Annotated in this window: 17 protein-coding genes and 4 pseudogenes; 8 read left to right on the top strand and 13 right to left on the bottom strand. The window is 70.4% G+C overall.

Annotated features, from left to right (window positions below; genetic code table 11):
• The first annotated feature begins 5 nt into the window (after positions 1-5).
• Positions 6-1,109, top strand: a complete 1,104-nt coding sequence (locus ABZT04_RS34945) for a LacI family DNA-binding transcriptional regulator (protein WP_356061432.1) — start codon at positions 6-8, stop codon at positions 1,107-1,109.
• A gap of 222 nt (positions 1,110-1,331) precedes the next feature.
• Here the strand turns inward: ABZT04_RS34945 and ABZT04_RS34940 are convergent.
• Positions 1,332-1,442: pseudogene (locus tag ABZT04_RS34940) on the bottom strand (hypothetical protein); the annotation flags it as partial.
• A 60-nt stretch (positions 1,443-1,502) separates the two neighbouring features.
• Between ABZT04_RS34940 and ABZT04_RS34935 the strand changes: the two are divergent.
• The 3 pseudogenes from ABZT04_RS34935 to ABZT04_RS34925 form a co-directional block, all read left to right on the top strand.
• Positions 1,503-1,670 (top strand): annotated as a pseudogene (locus ABZT04_RS34935) (D-glycerate dehydrogenase); the annotation flags it as partial.
• A 53-nt stretch (positions 1,671-1,723) separates the two neighbouring features.
• A pseudogene (locus ABZT04_RS34930) lies at positions 1,724-2,119 on the top strand (SDR family oxidoreductase); the annotation flags it as partial.
• Positions 2,120-2,158: 39 nt separating this feature from the next.
• Positions 2,159-2,458 (top strand): annotated as a pseudogene (locus ABZT04_RS34925) (alcohol dehydrogenase catalytic domain-containing protein); the annotation flags it as partial.
• 184 nt (positions 2,459-2,642) lie between these two features.
• Here the strand turns inward: ABZT04_RS34925 and ABZT04_RS34920 are convergent.
• Together ABZT04_RS34920 and ABZT04_RS34915 are read right to left on the bottom strand one after the other, a co-directional pair.
• A complete protein-coding gene (locus ABZT04_RS34920; protein ID WP_356061430.1) occupies positions 2,643-3,983 on the bottom strand; it encodes a class I SAM-dependent RNA methyltransferase in 1,341 nt (446 codons plus the stop codon).
• Between the two features lie 92 nt (positions 3,984-4,075).
• Positions 4,076-6,127 carry an APC family permease gene (locus tag ABZT04_RS34915; RefSeq protein WP_356061428.1) on the bottom strand — a complete coding sequence of 684 codons (2,052 nt, stop codon included), beginning with the start codon at positions 6,125-6,127 and terminating at the stop codon, positions 4,076-4,078.
• A gap of 207 nt (positions 6,128-6,334) precedes the next feature.
• Between ABZT04_RS34915 and ABZT04_RS34910 the strand changes: the two genes are divergently transcribed.
• From ABZT04_RS34910 to ABZT04_RS34900, 3 genes are all read left to right on the top strand, one after another.
• A complete protein-coding gene (locus ABZT04_RS34910) occupies positions 6,335-6,466 on the top strand; it encodes a hypothetical protein (RefSeq protein WP_356061508.1) in 132 nt (43 codons plus the stop codon).
• A 65-nt stretch (positions 6,467-6,531) separates the two neighbouring features.
• Positions 6,532-7,203, top strand: a complete 672-nt coding sequence (locus ABZT04_RS34905; RefSeq protein ID WP_356061426.1) for a TrkA family potassium uptake protein — start codon at positions 6,532-6,534, stop codon at positions 7,201-7,203.
• Positions 7,203-7,883: a TrkA family potassium uptake protein gene (locus ABZT04_RS34900; protein ID WP_355902136.1), complete on the top strand. Its 681-nt coding sequence runs from the start codon at positions 7,203-7,205 to the stop codon at positions 7,881-7,883. Before ABZT04_RS34905 ends, ABZT04_RS34900 begins: the two co-directional genes overlap by 1 nt.
• A gap of 72 nt (positions 7,884-7,955) precedes the next feature.
• Here the strand turns inward: ABZT04_RS34900 and ABZT04_RS34895 are convergent, their stop codons facing one another.
• From ABZT04_RS34895 to ABZT04_RS34855, 9 genes are all read right to left on the bottom strand, one after another.
• Entirely contained in the window at positions 7,956-8,735 is a 780-nt protein-coding gene (locus ABZT04_RS34895) for a DUF3159 domain-containing protein (protein ID WP_356061424.1), read from the bottom strand.
• Between the two features lie 3 nt (positions 8,736-8,738).
• The gene (locus ABZT04_RS34890) at positions 8,739-9,137 is read right to left on the bottom strand and encodes an OB-fold nucleic acid binding domain-containing protein (protein WP_356061422.1); all 399 of its coding nucleotides are present in this window, start codon (positions 9,135-9,137) and stop codon (positions 8,739-8,741) included.
• Between the two features lie 44 nt (positions 9,138-9,181).
• Positions 9,182-9,865 (bottom strand): response regulator, encoded by a 684-nt coding sequence (locus tag ABZT04_RS34885; RefSeq protein ID WP_356061420.1) that lies wholly within the window; start codon positions 9,863-9,865, stop codon positions 9,182-9,184.
• Positions 9,862-12,414, bottom strand: a complete 2,553-nt coding sequence (locus ABZT04_RS34880; protein WP_356061418.1) for a sensor histidine kinase KdpD — start codon at positions 12,412-12,414, stop codon at positions 9,862-9,864. The genes ABZT04_RS34885 and ABZT04_RS34880 overlap by 4 nt, the downstream gene beginning before the upstream one ends.
• A gap of 238 nt (positions 12,415-12,652) precedes the next feature.
• Entirely contained in the window at positions 12,653-13,345 is a 693-nt protein-coding gene (locus tag ABZT04_RS34875) for an ABC transporter ATP-binding protein (protein ID WP_356061416.1), read from the bottom strand.
• Positions 13,346-13,420: 75 nt separating this feature from the next.
• Entirely contained in the window at positions 13,421-14,599 is a 1,179-nt protein-coding gene (locus tag ABZT04_RS34870) for an alginate lyase family protein (protein WP_356061414.1), read from the bottom strand.
• 178 nt (positions 14,600-14,777) lie between these two features.
• The gene (locus tag ABZT04_RS34865; protein ID WP_356061412.1) at positions 14,778-15,536 is read right to left on the bottom strand and encodes a DUF3710 domain-containing protein; all 759 of its coding nucleotides are present in this window, start codon (positions 15,534-15,536) and stop codon (positions 14,778-14,780) included.
• Between the two features lies 1 nt (position 15,537).
• On the bottom strand, positions 15,538-16,053 hold the full coding sequence (gene dut, locus ABZT04_RS34860; protein WP_356061410.1) for a dUTP diphosphatase: 516 nt from the start codon (positions 16,051-16,053) through the stop codon (positions 15,538-15,540).
• Positions 16,050-16,634: a PaaI family thioesterase gene (locus ABZT04_RS34855; RefSeq protein WP_356061408.1), complete on the bottom strand. Its 585-nt coding sequence runs from the start codon at positions 16,632-16,634 to the stop codon at positions 16,050-16,052. The genes dut and ABZT04_RS34855 overlap by 4 nt, the downstream gene beginning before the upstream one ends.
• A gap of 58 nt (positions 16,635-16,692) precedes the next feature.
• Here ABZT04_RS34855 and ABZT04_RS34850 point away from each other — a divergent pair, with 58 nt between their 5' ends.
• Positions 16,693-17,166 (top strand): DUF3093 domain-containing protein, encoded by a 474-nt coding sequence (locus ABZT04_RS34850; RefSeq protein WP_356061406.1) that lies wholly within the window; start codon positions 16,693-16,695, stop codon positions 17,164-17,166.
• On the opposite strand, the gene ABZT04_RS34845 is transcribed toward ABZT04_RS34850, so the two are convergent.
• Positions 17,163-18,080 (bottom strand): hypothetical protein, encoded by a 918-nt coding sequence (locus ABZT04_RS34845; RefSeq protein WP_356061404.1) that lies wholly within the window; start codon positions 18,078-18,080, stop codon positions 17,163-17,165. The genes ABZT04_RS34850 and ABZT04_RS34845 overlap by 4 nt on opposite strands.
• Between the last annotated feature and the right edge of the window lie 10 nt (positions 18,081-18,090).

The raw sequence follows: 18,090 nt of genomic DNA, 5'->3' as shown, positions 1-18,090 counted from the left end.
CGGAGATGGCGGACGATCCGAGCACAGCCACGGAGCCGGACCTCCCGCACGACGGAATGCCCGAGTCACCGAGCACCGTGAGTTGGACCGCCACCGGCAAGGCGGCCCGCCAGCGCCGGGTGACGATCACCGACGTCGGCACGGCGGCCGGGGTCTCCACGTCCACCGTCTCCCGGGTCCTCAACGGCACGGCCCGGGTCGACCCCGAACTGGTGCGCCGGGTGCAGAGCGCGGTCGCGGATCTGGGTTACCGGCCCAACGCCGCCGCCCAGGGCCTGGCCCGCGGTGAGGCCGGCGCGATCGGAGTGCTCGTCCCCGACCTGTCCAACCCCTACTTCCCGGACGTCCTCAAGTCCGTCTCCGCCGTCGCCCGCTCGCACGGGCGGCGCGTGATGGTGATGGAGTCGGACGAGGACGCGGCGAGTGAGCACGAACTCGCCGAGGACCTGATGCGCTGTTGCGACGGTGTGCTGCTGTGCTCCCCGCGCATGGACCGCGCCGCGCTCGTCGACCTGTCACTGCGCGGCCACCCACTCGTGCTGGTCAACCGGATCGTCCCCGGGCTGAGCATCCCCTCAGTCTCCGTCGACTTCTACGGCGGGATGACCCTGGTCTGCGGTCACCTCACCCAGCTCGGGCATCGCCGGCTGGCGTATCTGAGCGGCCCCGAGGCGTCCTGGGCCAACGCCGAACGCATCCGGGCCTTCGACGCCGCTGCGGCCTTCGGGGTCGACGTCACGGTCATCCCCTGCGGCCACACGGCACGGCACGGGTACGACGCCGCCGACGCCGTGCGCGATTCCGGGGTCACGGCCGTCGTCGCGTACAACGACCTGGTGGCGCTCGGCGCGATGACCGCGCTGGAGGAGTCGGGCCTACGGGTCCCCGAAGACATGTCCGTCATCGGCTGCGACGACATCTCCCTCGACGACCTGCCCGGTACCCGCAGACTCACCACGGCCTCACTGGCCCGGCACGAACTGGGCCGTCAAGGAGCCCAGACCCTGGAGGCGCTGATGGCCTCCCACGCCGACACCGAACCCAGGGTTATCAGCATGGAACTGCGCGTTCGCCACACCAGCGCACCGCCGGCGGTCCTCCCGGGCTGAACCGTCGGCCGGCGGGCGGGACGGCGCCGTCGCCGTCCCGTAACGTGGTGCGCCGTGGAAGCGCGTCACCACGTGACGGGAAGGCTCCTGACCCGGAACACCAGCGAGTCGGTGTGGTGCTCGATGTCGTCGAAGGGGGACCGCGAGCCGCAGGTTTGGGAGGCGGCGGAACAGGGCGGACTGCGCGAGACCGAGCTCGATGCGGGCGAGTTGCCGGCCGATGCACTGGTGCCTGCCGTGGCCGAAGGCCAGATGCGGTACCGGCTTGCGGCGCAGGTCGAGTTCGTCGGCGGGCCTACTCCGCGCCGACCCGATGCGGGGCGGGCCGCTCATCTGCTCCGGGAAACCCCCAGACGGAGGCCCCAACCGACCCGGCTGTCGGAGGCGGCGGACGTGATCGCCTGGCCGGGGAGCGGCAAGCCCCCGGCCGCGCAGCTCGCCGAGTCGGCGCTGGGCGTCGGTGCGATCCTGGCTCTGGGCAACGACCCCGTCGACGCGGCGCTGATGGAAGCTGCCGGGCCCTCGCTGGACGTCGTCGCGCTGGCGAGCATGGGCTTCGGGGCCGCCGCGGCCGAGCGCGGCATCGTGGTCACCCACACGCCGGGAGTGCTCGCGTCGGCCGCGAGGTCGCGCGGCGCGTGGCTCCCCGGGGTCACGGCAAGATCGTCAACATCTGCTCGCTCCAGAGCGAGGCGGTCCGGCTGGGCATCGCCCCCTACTCCAGCACCAGGGGCGGCCCGAAGACGCTCACCAAGGGCATGTGCGCCGATCTCGGTCCGCTCGGCATCCAGGCCAACGGAATCGGCCCCGGCTACTTCGACACCGAACTGACCTCCGCGCTCGTCGCCGACGACGAGTTCAGCGCCGGGGTCCGCAAGCGGACCCCGGCCGGCCGCTGGGGCGACGTCGGCGACCTCGTCGGCGCGCTGATCTTCCTCGCCTCCCCCGCATCCGACTTCGTGGGCGGGCAGGTGCTGCACGTCGACGGCGGCATGCTCTCCGTCCTTTGACCCCGTTCTGCGACCCTTCCTGCGACCTCTAGGAGCCCCATGCACGCGTGTGTCGTCCACGGAGCCGGCGATCTACGGATCGAGGAGCGGCCGTACGACAGTCCCGACCCCGGTGAGACCGCGGTCGCCGTCGCCCTCGGCGGCATCTGCGGATCCGACTTGCACTACTACCGCCACGGCCGGGTCGGTGACTGCACCGTCCTCGAGCCGATGGTGCTCGGCCACGAGATCGTCGGCCACGTCGCCGCCCTCGGGCCCGGAACCGCGGGACCCGCCGTAGGCACCCCGGTGGCCGTCCACCCGGCCACCCGGTGCAGCCGGTGCAGCCGGTGCGCCGAATGCGCCGCGGGCCGCCGCTCTACGCCCTTCATTCGTGCGTCACGCCGCAAGAACAAACGGGCTCCGCCACCGCCACGCGCCCTCCCCCTCAGGCGAATGCACAGGTCACGCGTCGTCGTCCGCCTTCATCTGTTCCCACCCCGCGAAACAGGTCGAGCCCGCGAAAGAAATCGGAAACCACAGGTCAAGAGCCCTTTCCAACGGGTTCCAGGATCGCGACGCACTCCACATGATGAGTCATCGGAAACAGATCAAACGCCCGCAAAGTCCGCACCCGATACCCCCCATCCCGGAAATACCCCAAGTCCCGAGCCAACGCGGCCGGATCGCAGGCAACATAGGCGATCTTCCGCGCCCCCAGCGACGACAGATGCTCGACCGTCTTCTTGCCGGCGCCCGAGCGCGGCGGGTCCAGGACGATCAGGTCGACCTCGGTGATCCCCGTGCGCGGGAGCACGCTCTCGACCTTGCCCTGCTCGATGCGGACGCGGTCGAAGCCGGCGAGGTTGTGTCGCGCGTCCTCGACCGCGCGCTTGCCGGACTCGATACCGAGGACCGCGCCTTTGTCGCCGAGGCGGTCGGCCAGGGCGCCGGCGAAGAGGCCGACTCCGCAGTACAGGTCGAGGGCCATGTCGCCCTTGCGCGGGAGCAGGCCCTGCATGACGGCCTTGACCAGGGTGTCGGCGGCCATCGGGTGGACCTGCCAGAAACCGCCGCTGCCGACCCGGTACGTGCGGCCGTCGGCGCGCTCGCGGACGAAGGCGCGGCCGTGGACGCGGTGGATGCCGCCGTCGTGTTCCTCGACCCGCATGACCGAAACCGGGCGGTCGAGTTCGACGAGGGGGAGGCGGGCGCCGGGGTGCGGTTCCAGGATGACCATGCGGTCCTGTGAGCCCGTCGCCGCGATCGCGTCGACCGAGGCCATGCCGGACCAGTCGCGCTCCTCGATGCCCAGCTCGCTGACGCCGGGCGCCGCGATCATGCAGTGCTCGATGGGCTCGACCTCGTGCGAGCGGTGCCGGCGCAGACCCGCGTTGCCGTCCACGTCCACCGCGTACTGCACGCGCGTGCGCCACTGCGGGACCTGGCCGGCGGGCAGCTTGTCGCCCTCGGCCGGCATGACCGTGCCGTCCCAGCCGGCCTCCTCGGGCGTGAGTCCCGCGAGCCGCTGCAACTGCTCGGCGATGACCTCGCCCTTGAGGCGGCGCTGCGCTCCGGGCTTGGCGTGCTGCCAGTCGCAGCCGCCGCAGCGGCCGGGGCCGGCGTAGGGGCAGGGCGCCTCGACGCGGTCCTTGGACTCCTCCAGGATCGTCACCGCGTCGGCGCGCAGGAACCGCGCGCCCTCCTCGCCGTCGGTGATGCGCGCGACGACCCGCTCACCGGGCAGCGTGTGCCGGACGAACAGCACCTGGCCCTCTGCCGTACGGGCGATGCAGTGCCCGCCATGGGCGACGGGTCCGACCTCGACCTCGTACTCCTGCCCCACGAGCGACCCCGCCGGCGTTTTCTTCGGTTCTGCCTGCATGGCGGGGTGACTCCACAACGTCAAAGGGTGAGCGGCCGGACAACAGCCCACCAGTCTACGTGGACACTGCCCGGCCGCTCACCACAAGGCGTTCAGCTCTTGGAGTCGGACGACTCCCGGTGCCGGTGCTCCGCGGGACCGCGCCGCACCGCACCCGGCGCACTCCACTCCTGCCGCTTGCGGGCCCGGTCGCGGGCCGCCTCCGAGGACTCCAACTGGTACGGCACCGACGTCACCATCACGCCCGGCGTGAACAGCAGCCGGCCCTTGAGGCGCAGCGCGCTCTGGTTGTGCAGCAGATGCTCGTACCAGTGGCCGACGACGTACTCGGGGATGATCACGGACACCGCGTCGCGCGGCGACTCCTTCCGCAGCCCCTTGACGTACTCGATGATCGGCCGCGTGATCTCGCGGTAGGGCGAGTCGAGCACCTTCAGCGGTACGTCGATCCCGCGCCGCTCCCACTCCTCGCGCAGCGCCTTGGTCTCGGCCGGGTCCACGTTGACGCTGAGCGCCTCCAGGGTGTCCGAGCGCATCAGCTTGGCGTAGGCCAGGGCCCGTAGCGCCGGGCGGTGGATCTTGGAGATCAGCACGACCGAGTGGACGCGGGACGGACGGAGGCTGTCGTCGCTCGGGCCCTCGGGGGCCGCGATCTCCTCGGCAACCCGGTCGTAGTGCTTACGGATCGCGGTCATCGTGGCGTAGAAGATGCACATGCCGAGCAGCGCCACCCAGGCGCCGTGCGTGAACTTCGTGACCAGGACGACGACCAGCACCAGGCCGGTGAAGAACGCGCCGAAGGTGTTGATCGCCCGCGAGCGGACCATGTGACGGCGCTTGGCCTGGTCCTTCTCGGTGGCCAGGTGGCGGTTCCAGTGCCGGACCATGCCGGTCTGGCTGAGCGTGAACGACACGAACACGCCGACGATGTAGAGCTGGATCAGCCGGGTCGAGTCGGCGCCGTAGATCGCGATCAGCAGGGTGGCGGTGCCGGCCAGCAGCACGATGCCGTTGGAGAAGGCCAGGCGGTCGCCGCGGGTGTGCAGTTGGCGCGGGAGGTAGCGGTCCTGGGCGAGGATCGAGCCGAGGAGGGGGAAGCCGTTGTACGCCGTGTTCGCCGCGAGGAACAGGACCAGCGCGGTGGACGCGGCCAGCACCACGAACAGGAAGCTGCCCTTGCCGAACACGGCCTCGGCGACCTGCGAGATCACCGGGTTCTGGACATAGCCGGAGCCGATCGCGACGCCGTTGTGGAGCAGGTCGGTGGCCGGGTTCTCGGCCATGCGGACCTTGGTCGTCATGGCGAGGGCGATGATCCCGCAGAACATGGTGACGGCCAGCAGACCCATCGCCGCGAGGGTGGTCGCCGCGTTCTTCGACTTGGGCTTGCGGAAGGCCGGGACGCCGTTGGAGATCGCCTCGACACCGGTGAGCGCGGCGCAGCCGGAGGAGAAGGCGCGCAGCAGCAGGAAGACGAGCGCGAAGCCCGCGAGGCCCTGGTGCTCGGCCTTGATGTGGTAGTCGGCGGTCGGCGCGCGCATGGCGTCGCCGAGCACGAGTCCGCGGAAGGCGCCCCACGCGATCATGACGAAGACGCCGCCGACGAACACGTACGTCGGAATGGCGAAGAGCTTGCCCGACTCCTTCACCCCGCGCAGGTTCATCAGGGTGAGCAGCACCACGACGGCGATCGCGCAGAGCACCTTGTGCTCAACCACGAACGGGACCGCGGAGCCGAGGTTCTCGATGCCGGAGGCGATCGAGACGGCGACGGTGAGCACGTAGTCGACGAGGAGGGCGCTGGCGACGGTGAGGCCGGCCTTGGGGCCGAGGTTGGTGGTGGCGACCTCGTAGTCGCCGCCACCGCTCGGGTAGGCGTGGACGTTCTGCCGGTAGGAGGCGACCACGGTGAACATCAGCACCACGACCGCGACCGCGATCCAGGGGCTGAAGTGGTACGCCGACACGCCCGCGATGGAGAGGACCAGCAGCACCTCGCCGGGCGCGTAGGCCACAGAGGACAGCGGGTCGGAAGCGAAGACGGGAAGTGCGATGCGCTTCGGCAGGAGCGTTTCGCCCAACCGGTCGCTGCGCAGTGCACGCCCGATGAGGATGCGCTTGGGCACGTCGGTCAGTTTGGACACAACAGAGGATCGTAGGCCTTCGAACTGGCGATCCTCTACTTCCCCCCACTCTCGGCTTCGCTCGAGCGGGGGGACCCCCTCTCTCATCTGCCTCACGAGTGAAAACAGGAGTGCAATCAGGACGAGTGGGGTTGCGGATTCCGTCGCGACCCCCGGGTCCGTGTCTATATGACAAAACCCCGCCCCCCGCAGCCTCCTGGAGGTTCCATGCCCCCGACCGCAGAGCTGATCGGCGCCCTCGCCACCCTGGCCGGCCTCGGAATCCTCACCCTGGCCAGTGTGCGCAGCATCGGACGCCGTGACGCAGAGGGGTGCCCCGGAAGGACCGGGCGTGTGTAGCTTTGGCCTCGGTCTGAGACCCTGATGGGGCTGAGCATTGATTTCAGGACACCGGAAGGACGGTCGTGCACATCGTCATCATGGGCTGCGGCAGAGTGGGTTCCGCTCTCGCCCAGACCCTGGAGCAGCAGGGGCACACGGTCGCCGTGATCGACCAGGACCCCACCGCCTTCCGCAGGCTGGGCCCGGGATTCGGCGGCCGCCGGGTCACCGGGGTCGGATTCGACCAGGACACCCTCCGCGAAGCGGGCATCGAGGAGGCGGGCGCGTTCGCGGCCGTCTCCAGCGGTGACAACTCGAACATCATCTCCGCGCGCGTGGCCCGCGAGATGTTCGGCGTGGAGAACGTCGCGGCCCGGATCTACGACCCGCGTCGCGCCGAGGTCTACCAGCGCCTGGGCATCCCCACCGTGGCCACGGTCCGCTGGACCGCCGACCAGATGCTGCGCCGGCTGCTGCCCTCGGGCGCGGAGCCGCTGTGGCGGGACCCCACCGGCGGTGTGCAGCTCGCCGAGGTGCACGCCTCGGCCGCCTGGGTCGGCCACAAGATCAGCAAGTTGCAGGAGGAGACGGGCGTCCGCGTGGCGTTCCTCACCCGTCTCGGCGAGGCGATGCTGCCCTCTTCGCAGACCGTGTTGCAGGAGGGCGACCTCGTGCACGTGATGATGCGCTCGGACGAGGTCGACAAGGTCGAGGCGGCGTTCGCCAAGGGTCCCGAAGAGGAGGGCGGTCACTGATGAGGGTCGCCATTGCCGGAGCCGGCGCGGTCGGTCGTTCGATCGCCGGAGAGCTGCTGGAGAACGGCCACGAGGTCCTTCTCATCGACAAGGCCCCGACCGCGATCTCGGTCGAGCGGGTCCCCCAGGCCGAGTGGCTGCTGGCCGACGCCTGCGAGATCACGTCCCTGGACGAGGCGGCGCTCCAGCGCTGCAACGTGGTGATCGCCGCGACGGGCGACGACAAGGTCAACCTGGTCGTGTCCCTTCTGGCCAAGACGGAGTACGGCGTCCCGCGCGTCGTCGCCCGCGTCAACAACCCCAAGAACGAGTGGCTCTTCAACGAGTCCTGGGGCGTCGACGTGGCCGTCTCCACCCCCCGTCTGATGTCGGCCCTGGTCGAGGAGGCGGTGAGCGTCGGCGACCTGGTCCGCCTCCTCCGCTTCAGCCACGGCGACGCCAACCTCGTCGAGCTGACCCTCCCCGAGGAGTCCGCCCTAGCGGGCACCCAGGTCGGCGACGTGGAGTGGCCCGAGGACACCTCCCTGGTCACGATCATCCGCGGCACCCGCGTGCTGACCCCGTCCCGCGAGGACTCCCTGGAGGCGGGCGACGAACTGCTGTTCGTGGCGGCCCAGGCCCGCGAGGAGCAGTTGGAGGACCTGTTGTCGGTGCGCCGGGAGGACGCGGCGAGCAGCTGATCGTTCTACGACGAGGAGGGGCGCCCCGCATGCTCGGGGCGCCCCTCCTCGTCGTAGCGAATGCGGCGAACGCTATGCGTCGCGACGGTGCCGTCCCGACGTGACGTCCTGGCCCTCGCCCGCTGCCTCGGCGGCAGCCTTGCGCTCCTTCTCCGCCTGCTCCTCCGCCTCCATCTCCGCGAACACGTCGATGGGCGCGGGCGCCTTCGCGAGGAAGACCCAGGTCAGCCAGACGGCGAGGAGGAAGGGCGGGATCTTCAACGCGACCAGGACCCAGCCCAGTTGGGCGGTGTTGGCCCACCAGTAGAGCGGGAAGAGGATCGCGCACTTGGCGAGCAGGATCAGGCCCCAGGCCCAACTGGCCTTGGCGTAGGCCTTCTTGCGGCCGGGGTTGCGGGTGCGCCAGGAGAGGTTCTCCTTGAAGACCGGGCCGAGGATCAGGCCGATCAGCGGGACGCCCGCGAGGGTGGTGACGATGTAGGCGAGCGCGAGGCCCAGCGTGTAGAGCATGCCGGGGAGGTAGAAGTTCTTCGCGTTGCCGGTCATCATCGCGAAGACGACACCGAAGGCGACGCCGAAGACACCGCTGAAGGCGTGCTTGACGGTGTCACGCGTCACCAGGCGCACCACGACCAGGACCAGCGACACGGCGAGGGCCGCGATCGCCGACCAGTGCAGGTTCTTGTTGATGGTGAAGATGGTGACGAAGAGGAGGCCGGGCAGGACCGTTTCGATCATGCCGCGCAGGCCGCCGAACGCCTCGAAGAGAGCCGCCTCGGTCACCGCCCGGACGTCCTGCTCGGTGTCTTCTGCGTCCACGGTGTCCGCGGTCGGCTTGTCGAGCGACGTCACCGGCTACTCCCGTCCGAGGGGTCTCAGTTCGTATTTCGGGTTGAAGAGCACCCGGCGGCCTCTGCTCATCGAGACCCGGCCGGACGCGATCAGCTTGCGCCCCGGTTCTATCCCCACGATGGAGCGCCTGCCGAGCCACACCACGTCCAGGGCGGCGGAGCCGTCGAACAGCTCGGCCTCCAGGGCCGGGACTCCAGCCCGGGGGCGCAGCGTGACCGTGCGCAAGGTACCAGTAACCGTCACGATCTGTCGGTCGTGGCAGTCGCCGATCCGGACACAGCCCTCGGTCTGGGAGTCCTCACGCAGCTCCTCCGACTCCAGGTCCTCCTGCGAGGTGGAGAGCCGGTCGAGCATGCGCCGGAACCGGCCCGCCGGCTTTTCGGAACGAGGAACAGCACTCATATCTGAAGCGTACCGGGGTCCACTGACAGCACGTACCCGCAGGGCTAGCGCTCGAACCGGTAGCCCATCCCCGGCTCCGTGATGAAGTGCCGGGGATGCGCGGGGTCCGTCTCCAGCTTGCGCCGGAGCTGTGCCATGTAGACGCGCAGGTAGTTCGTCTCGGTTCCGTACGACGGCCCCCAGACCTCCTGGAGGAGCTGTTTCTGGCCGACCAGGCGCCCGGTGTTGCGCACCAGCACCTCCAGCAGATGCCACTCCGTGGGGGTCAGCCGTACGTCCTTGCCGTCCCGCTGGACCTTCTTGGCCGCCAGGTCGACGGTGAACCCCTCGGTCTCGACCAGGACGTCGTCCTCGCCGCCGCCGGTGGGCTCGGCCCGGCGCACGGCGGCCCGCAGCCGGGCCAGCAGTTCGTCCATGCCGAAGGGCTTGGTGACGTAGTCGTCGGCGCCCGCGTCCAGCGCCTCCACCTTCTCGTCCGAGGAGTGCCGGGCGGAGAGCACCAGGATCGGCACCCGGGTCCAGCCGCGCAGCCCCCGGATCACCTCGACGCCGTCCATGTCGGGCAGGCCCAGGTCCAGGACGACCACGTCGGGGTGGCGGGAGGCGGCGAGGTCGAGGGCGGTCTTGCCGTCGGCGGCCGCGTCGACCTCGTACTTCCGCGCCTTGAGGTTGATCACGAGGGCCCGCACGATCTGCGGCTCGTCCTCGACCACGAGGACCCTGGTCATGAGGCCTGCCTTTCCGGTTGCACGTCGCGCACTTCACGCCCGTCTCCTACGACGGTCGTCGCCGCGCGGAGGGTGAGGACCATGGTGAGGCCGCCACCGGGCGTGTCCTCCGCGTTCAGGGTGCCGTTCATGGCCTCGGCGAAGCCACGCGCCACGGCGAGTCCGAGGCCTACTCCGGCGCCGCGCGGGGCGTCGCCGTAGCGCTGGAAGGGTTCGAAGATGCGGTCCTTGGCCTCGTCGGGGACGCCCGGGCCGCGGTCGACGACCCGTACCTCGACGCGGTCGGCGATGGCGCTGGCGGACACCAGGACGGTTCCGTCCGGCGGGCTGTACTTGACCGCGTTCTCGACGAGGTTGGCCACCGCCCGCTCCAGCAGCCCGGGGTCGACGGCCACCATGGGCAGCGTCTCCGGGACGTCCAGTTCGGCGCTGCCCTCGGAGACACCGCCGAGCGCCATCGGCACCACTTCGTCGAGGTCTATCTCGCGGATGATCGGGGTGACCGTGCCGGTCTGGAGGCGGGACATGTCGAGCAGATTGCCGACGAGGTGGTCGAGCCGGTCGGCGCCGTCCTCGATGCCCTCCAGCAGCTCGGCCTGGTCCTCCTCGGACCAGGCCACGTCGTCGGACCGCAAGCTCGACACGGCCGCCTTGATGCCGGCGAGCGGGGTCCGCAGATCGTGGCTCACGGCGGCCAGCAGGGCCGTACGGATGCGGTTGCCCTCGGCGAGCGCGCGGGCCTGGTCGGCCTCCTCCCGGAGGCGTCGGCGGTCCAGGACGACGGCGGCCTGCGCGGCGAACGCGGCCAGCACCCGGCGGTCGGAGGCGGGCAGCACCCGGCCGGTCAGCGCGAGGGCCATGTGGTCGCCGACCGGCATGTCCACATCGCCGTCCTCGGGCCGCTCCAGCGGCGCGCCCACGCCCACGCGGCCCGCGCAGGTCCAGGGGTCCACGTCGCTCCTGCGTTCCAGCAGCGCCACCGACTCCATGCCGAAGGTCTCCCGGACCCGCTCCAGGAGCGCCTCAAGGCTGGTCTCGCCGCGCAGCACACTGCCCGCGAGGAATGACAGGATCTCCGACTCGGCGCGCAGTCTGGCGGCCTGCTGGGTGCGTCTGGCGGCGAGGTCCACCACGGAGGCCACGGACACCGCGACACCGACGAAGATCGCGATGGCGACGATGTTCTTGGGGTCGGCGATGGTCATCCGGTGCAGCGGGGGCGTGTAGTAGTAGTTCAGCAGGAACGACCCGAGGGCCGCCGAGACCAGTGCCGGCAGCAGCCCGCCGAGCAGCGCCGCCGCCACCGTCAGCGACAGGAACAGCAGCATGTCGTTGGCGAGGCCGAGATGGATCGCGTTCAGCAGCAGCGCCAGCCCCACCGGCCCGGCCACACCGACCACCCATCCCGAGACGATCCGGGCCCGCCCGAGCCGGGCGCCCCGGGAGACGGGCAGCCCGCGCCCCTTGGCGACCTCCTCGTGGGTGACGATGTGCACGTCCAGGTCGGGCCCCGACTCGCGGGCGACCGTGGCGCCGACGCCGGGTCCGAAGACGTACTGCCAGGCCTTGCGGCGCGAGGAGCCGAGCACGATCTGCGTGGCGTTCACCCCGCGCGCGAAGTCGAGCAACGCGGCCGGGATGTCGTCGCCGACGACGTGATGGAAGGTTCCGCCGAGGTCCTCGGCGAGGGTCCGCTGGACGGCGAGTTCCTTCGGGGAGGCCGAGGTCAGGCCGTCGCTGCGGGAGATGTAGACGGCGAGCACCTCTCCGCCGGCCCCCTTCTCGGCGAGCCGGGCGGCCCGCCGGATCAGCGTCCGCCCTTCCGGACCACCCGTCAGCCCTACGACGATCCGCTCGCGTGAACCCCAGATCGCCGAGACCTGGTGTTCGCTGCGGTACTCCTGGAGGTACTCGTCGACCCGGTCGGCCACCCACAGGAGCGCCAACTCCCTTAGGGCGGTGAGATTTCCGGGCCGGAAGTAGTTGGAGAGCGCCGCGTCGACCTTGTCCGGCTTGTAGATGTTGCCGTGCGCCATCCGACGCCGTAGCGCCTGTGGCGACATGTCGACCAGCTCGATCTGGTCGGCGCGGCGGACGACCTCGTCCGGCACGGTCTCCTGCTGCCGTACTCCGGTGATCGACTCGACCACGTCCCCCAGGGACTCCAGGTGCTGGATGTTGACGGTCGACACCACGTCGATGCCGGCGGCCAGGAGCTCCTCGATGTCCTGCCAGCGCTTGGTGTTGCGGGAGCCCGGAATGTTGGTGTGGGCGAGTTCGTCCACCAGGGCGACGGCGGGGGCGCGGCGCAGGACGGCGTCGACGTCCATCTCGGTGAAGACGGTGTCCCGGTAGCCCAGCTCCACGCGCGGGACCTGCTCCAGGCCGTGCAGCATCACCTCGGTGCGGGCCCGGCCGTGGTGCTCCACGAAGGCGACGACGCAGTCGGTGCCCCGCTCCACCCTGCGGTGGGCCTCGGACAGCATGGCGTACGTCTTGCCGACGCCCGGTGCCGCACCGAGGTAGATCCGAAGCTTGCCGCGTCCCATGGGCCCCATTGTCTTCCCGTCACAGGTGTGCACGCAGCGTCGACTTTACGGCCAATAAGTCCGACAAATGGGACGGGTAAGGGATGAGGGGGTCGTCCTTGACGCAACCCTGATGCGCCGGTCGGAGCGCCCGCCGTCCGGCGGGGCTCGACGACGGGCCGTACGTCCGCCGCGCGGACCGTCAGCGCCTACGCCGAACCGCCGCACACCACCGACCCCGCACCGGCCGGCGCAGCACTCAGCGTTCGACGATCTCCCCGTCGCTCAGCTCCAGCACCCGGTCGGCCAGGTCGAGCAGGGTCGTGTCGTGGGTGGCGACGAGGGCCGTGACGTTCTCGCTGCGTACGACGGCCCGCAGCAGCTCCATGACGGCGTGACCGGTCTCCGCGTCGAGTTGGCCGGTCGGTTCGTCGGCGACGAGGAGGGCGGGGTTGTTGGCGAGGGCGCGGGCGAGGGCGACCCGCTGCTGCTGGCCGCCGGAGAGTTCGCCGGGGCGCTGGGTCGCGTGGTCGTCGAGGCCGACGAGGGAGAGCAGCAGCTCGACGCGTGCCTCGCGCTCGCGCGGGTCGGCCCGGCGCAGCCGCAGGGGTACGCCGACGTTCTCGGCGGCGGTGAGGATCGGGATCAGCCCGAAGGACTGGAAGACGAACCCGACCCGGTCCCGGCGCAGTTCGAGCAGCCCGGTCTCGCCGAGCCCGGCGAGGTCCTGCCCGTCCACGGTGACCCGGCCCCCGTCCGGCACGTCCAGGCCGCCCACGATGTTGAGGAGGGTGGTCTTCCCGGACCCGGAGCGCCCCTTGAGGGCGACCAGTTCCCCGCGCGGCACCTCGAAGGAGACCCCGCGCAGCGCGTGCACGGCGGCGACACCGTGGCCGTGGGACTTGTGGACGTTCTCGACGCGGACCATGGTGTCGGTCGCGACCTGGCTCATCTGTGCCCTCCCCATGTCCCCCGTGGACCGGGCGCCAGTATTCCCGTCGGGCGCCCGGTCGGACAACGGTTCGGTTCAGTTGGGGTTGTCGCCGTGCGTGAGGGTCTCCCAGGCCACGAAGAGGTTGTTGCTGCCCGCCGGGCGGTTGTTGAGGGTGAGGGTCTGGGTGTTGGTCATGGCGATGCCCAGACGGTTGTGCAGGGCGTTGTAGCCGACCTCGGTGACCGGTCCGAGGCCGAGGGTCAGCGACCCGCCGCACAGCCAGCTCGGTACGGCCGCGCCCAGTTGGTACTTGGCCTGGAACCCGAGCGCCTGCCGCAGCCGCTCGCCCACATCGGTGCCGTACAGGTCGGTGCCCTGGATCCGGCTCGTCTCGGCGACGTGCGAGATCGCGGAGATGCCGTACCCGGTGTGGGTGAGGTCGCGGCAGGTCTCCTGGGTGAGTCCGGTGACGAAGGTGGACTGGCCCTGCCAGTAACTGACGATCTTCGCGGTGGTGTTGAGGTTCTGGCTGGGCACGGTCTTCGGCACGCTGCCGTCGGAGGCGAGGTAGATGTAGGCCGCGGTGCGGGTCCGGAAGATCGCCATGGCCTTGTCGTACGACGTCTTGTCCTCCAGGAAGACGGAGATGCCGATCGCGGCGTCCATCATCGACAACTCCCAGTTCCCGTTGGAATTGGAGCCGTTGATGATCTCGGGCAGGTAGACGGTGCGCAGCATGGTGGCGAAGCGGGCCGAGTTGGTCCACGTCCCGGTGTACGTGTACTTGATGATCTCGGCGGCCTTGGGCCAGGAGGAGCCGGCCCAGCCGGTCTGCAGGGGCGCGTTGCTGTTGGTGTGGCTGGTGATCGTGGCCGACCAGGCGTCCATGATCTCGATGGCCTTCTGGGCGTAGCGCGCGTCCTTGGTGATGTACCAGGCGAGCGCGTCGGTGTAGGCCGCTATCGCGTCCTCGCGTTCGTCGGTGCAGCCGTAGTTGGGGTTGGAGTACGAGCCGCACTCGACGACGGCTCTGGGCTTCGGGGTGCGGGTCAGGCTCGCGTAGGAGCTGGCCATCATCTGGTCGTAGGCGCCCTTCCAGGGCTGGGCGCCGGCGAGGACCTCGGTGCGGGCGAAGTCCAACTGGCTTCTGGAGACGTCCACTCCGGGGTGGACGAAGGTGGCGGGGGCCGCCTGGGCGGCGAGGCCGGGCTGGGCGAAGAAGAAGCCCAGGACCAGGGCGGTGACGACGGAGAGCAGGGCAGCGCGGCGCACGGTGACTCCGTTCTCGTAAGTTCTCCCATGTTCTCGTATATGAACAAGGAGCACCCTCATGAACATGGGCGTTGAGCCGAGACCATAGGTACGGACCAATGGGCCGTCAAGAGTGCGCGCACGACGAAGGGCCGCACCCCGGGGAGGGGTACGACCCTTTCGTGGCTGTCTGTTCCGGCTAGCGGACCTCGGTGATCTCCGGTCCGCGCTGCAACTGGCCCATGCCGCCGGAGAAGCGGGAACCCGCCTCCTCCTGCTGGACGCCCTCGGGAACCATCTGGGCGTCGTTCGGCAGCTTCAGGACGATCGGGTCGCGGGGCGCCATCGGGCCCTCGCCGCGCACAACGACCGTGTCCCGGAAGATCTGCTCCAGCAGACCGGCCGCCTGCGGCTGCACCGCGCCCTGCCCGGAGATCACCCCGCGCAGGAACCAGCGCGAACCGTCCACACCGACGAACCGCACCACCTGGAAACCGCCCGTGCCGTCCGGCAGTTGCACCGGAACCTGCGCGCGCAGCTCCCAGCCCAGCGGCCCCTCGACCTCGTCGACGATGCCGCCCTGCTGGGTGATGCCGCTGGCGATCTCCTCGCGGACCTCACCCCAGATGCCCTCGCGCTTGGGGGCGGCGAAGGCCTGCAACTGGATGGCACTGTCCTTGAGGACCACGGTGGCGGCGACGATCGCGTCGCCCGCGACCTCGACCCGCAACTCCATGCCGTCGACTCCCGGCACGAACAGACCGCCCAGATCCACCCGGCCCTCGGCGGGGTCGCCGACCTCCGAGTCGTCCCAGGGTCCGTCGGGGCGGGGCTCCGGTTCGAGCCTCACGCGCTCGACCGCTGCTTCGTCCGCCTCAGTGTCGACGTCGTCGACGACCTGCTCGGCCTCGCTCGCCGCGTCCTCGGCGGCAGTGCCCTTCTTGCGACGTCCGAACACGTCACTGTCCTTCCCGGTCGGATACGACCGAAGCGTATCGATTCCCACCCGTGGTGCCGCCCACGGCGGAGTGACCGCCGGTGGACCCGAAGCCCCCCTCGGCCCGCGCCGAATCGGGAAGCTCCGCGACCTCCTGGAAGCGGACCCTCTCGACCTGCTGGACGACCAACTGGGCAATCCGGTCGAAGCGCTCGAACCGTACCGACTCATGCGGGTCGAGATTCACCACGATCACCTTGATCTCCCCACGGTACCCGGCATCAACCGTCCCCGGGGCATTCACGAGGGCGACACCGCAGCGGGCGGCGAGCCCAGAACGAGGGTGCACGAAGGCCGCATACCCCTCCGGAAGAGCGATAGACACCCCCGTGGGCAGTACGGCCCGCTCCCCCGGCTTCAGTTCCCGGCTCTCGGTGGTCCGCAGATCGGCTCCCGCGTCGCCGGGATGCCCGTACGACGGAAGCGGTACGTCCGGCTCGACGCGGCGGATCAGCACATCCAGGGAGGTACGGCTCACGGATTCACCTCGAAGGCACGGGTACGCCGGACCTGGTCCGGGTCGTCCATGGCGGCCCGGATCTCCTGCGGGCGGCCGTTGTCGATGAAGTGGTCGACCTTCACCTCGATGAAGAGCGCGTCGGCGCGCACCGCCACGGGCCCGTCGGGGGCGCCGATGCGTCCGGTGGCGGTCGAGTAGATCTTGCGGCCGGCCACGGCCGTCACCTCGGCCTCCAGGTACAGCACGGTGTCCACGGGAACGGGCCGCACGAAGTCGGTCTCCAGGCGTCCGGTCACCGCGATCGTCCGCAGCAGCCAGTTGAGCGAGCCCAGGGTCTCGTCCAGCGCGCTGGCGAGCACTCCGCCGTGCGCGAGGCCCGGGGCGCCCTGGTGGGCGGCCCGCACGGTGAACTCGGCGGTGATCGTCACGCCCTCACCGGCCCGCGCCGCCAGGTGCAGCCCGTGCGACTGGTCGCCGCCACATCCGAAACACTGTTCGTAGTGCGCACCGAGCAGCTCACCCGGCGCGGGCGCGTCGGGGTGCCGCACCGGTTTCACGGCGTCGGACGGAGGCTTCAGAGCCGGGGAAGTACCACTCACAGCCGCAGACCTTACCCGCGCGTCGGTAGGTTCCAGACACCGTGCCAAGCTTGGCTTCATGCAGCTCTCCGCCTCCCCCTACGACGAGCGCCTCACAGCACCCCGTTCGTGGTGGTTCATCTCGTTCCTGGTGGGTGTCTCCTTCGCCCTGATCCTGCTGCCCTTCGGCACCCTGCCGCTGCTCGGCGGCCTGGTCGGCGGCACCGCGGCCGCGTCCGTCATGGCCAGTTCCTACGGCTCGCTCCGCATCCGGATCGTGGGCGACTCGCTGATCGCCGGCGAGGCGAAGATCCCGCTGACGGCCCTGGGCGAGGCGGAGGTCCTGGACGCCGAGGAGGCGCGCGCCTGGCGCACCTACAAGGCCGACACCCGCGCCTTCCTGCTGCTGCGCTCCTACATCCCCCGGGCCCTGCGCGTCAAGGTCACCGACCCGGACGACCCGACGCCGTACCTGTATCTGTCGACGCGCGAGCCGGAGCGCCTGGCGGAGGCACTGAAGGCGGCCCGGACGGCGGTCCAGGACAAGGCCTAGCCGCCGAGTTCCTTCGGGATCTCGCCCACCCGGATCGGGTCCACCGGGGGCTCCAGGGGCGGGAGTTCAGGCAGCGCGTCCCAGGGGACCTGGGCCTTGCGCAGGTCCTTGCGGATGCGTTCGGCGAGCTTCTTGGTGTCCCGGCGGTTCATGACCGCTCCGACCGCGGCGCCGACCATGAAGGGCATCAGGTTCGGCAGGTCGCGGACCATGCGTTTCATGATCTGCTGGCGCAGCTCTCGCTTCATGTGGCCGTTCAGGGCCGCGCTCATGGTCGACGGTTTGGTCACGTCGATGCCGCGCTCCCCGGACCAGGAGTTCAGGTACGCGACGCTGCGCTGTCGGAGGTCGCCGGGCGGACGGACGCCGTAGACCTCGTGGAGTTCGGCGATCAGCTTCAGCTCGATCGCGGCGACGCCGGTGATCTCGGCGGCCAGTTCGGTGGGCATCGCGGGCGGTACTGGCAGCATCGCCGCAGCACCGACGCCGGCGCCGACGGTCGAGGTCGCGTTGGCCGCGCCCGAGACCAGTTTGTCGGCGAGCTGTTCGGGGCCGAGGCCCGGGAACTGCCGCCGTAGCGCCGCGAGGTCCCGTACGGGGATCCGCGGGGCTATCTCGATGATCCGGTCGGCGAGGTACGCCAGACCGGCCCTGGCCCGGCTGCCGCCCTTACGGACGCCTTCCCTGGCCTTGTCCCGGATCACCGCCGCCCGTCGTTTGGCGACGGGGGCGGCTGCGGGAACGTCGGCGGGCACCGGGAGGTCAGCCCGGTCGGCCGCCGGTTCGAGCGAGGCTGATCCCTGTTCGGATGAGCCCCGCTCGTCGTCACGCGCGCCATGAGGACCGTAGGCCGGTCCTTCGTCCGCTCCCGGCTGGAGGGAGCGGCGCTTCCAGGGTGGGGTCGAGCCAGTCACGGCCGACCCC

The organism is Streptomyces sp. NPDC005492 (genome assembly GCF_040605995.1).
Classification (GTDB): domain Bacteria; phylum Actinomycetota; class Actinomycetes; order Streptomycetales; family Streptomycetaceae; genus Streptomyces.
Note: the sequence above shows the minus strand (reverse complement) of the source record. Positions and strands in the feature narration are given on the sequence as shown.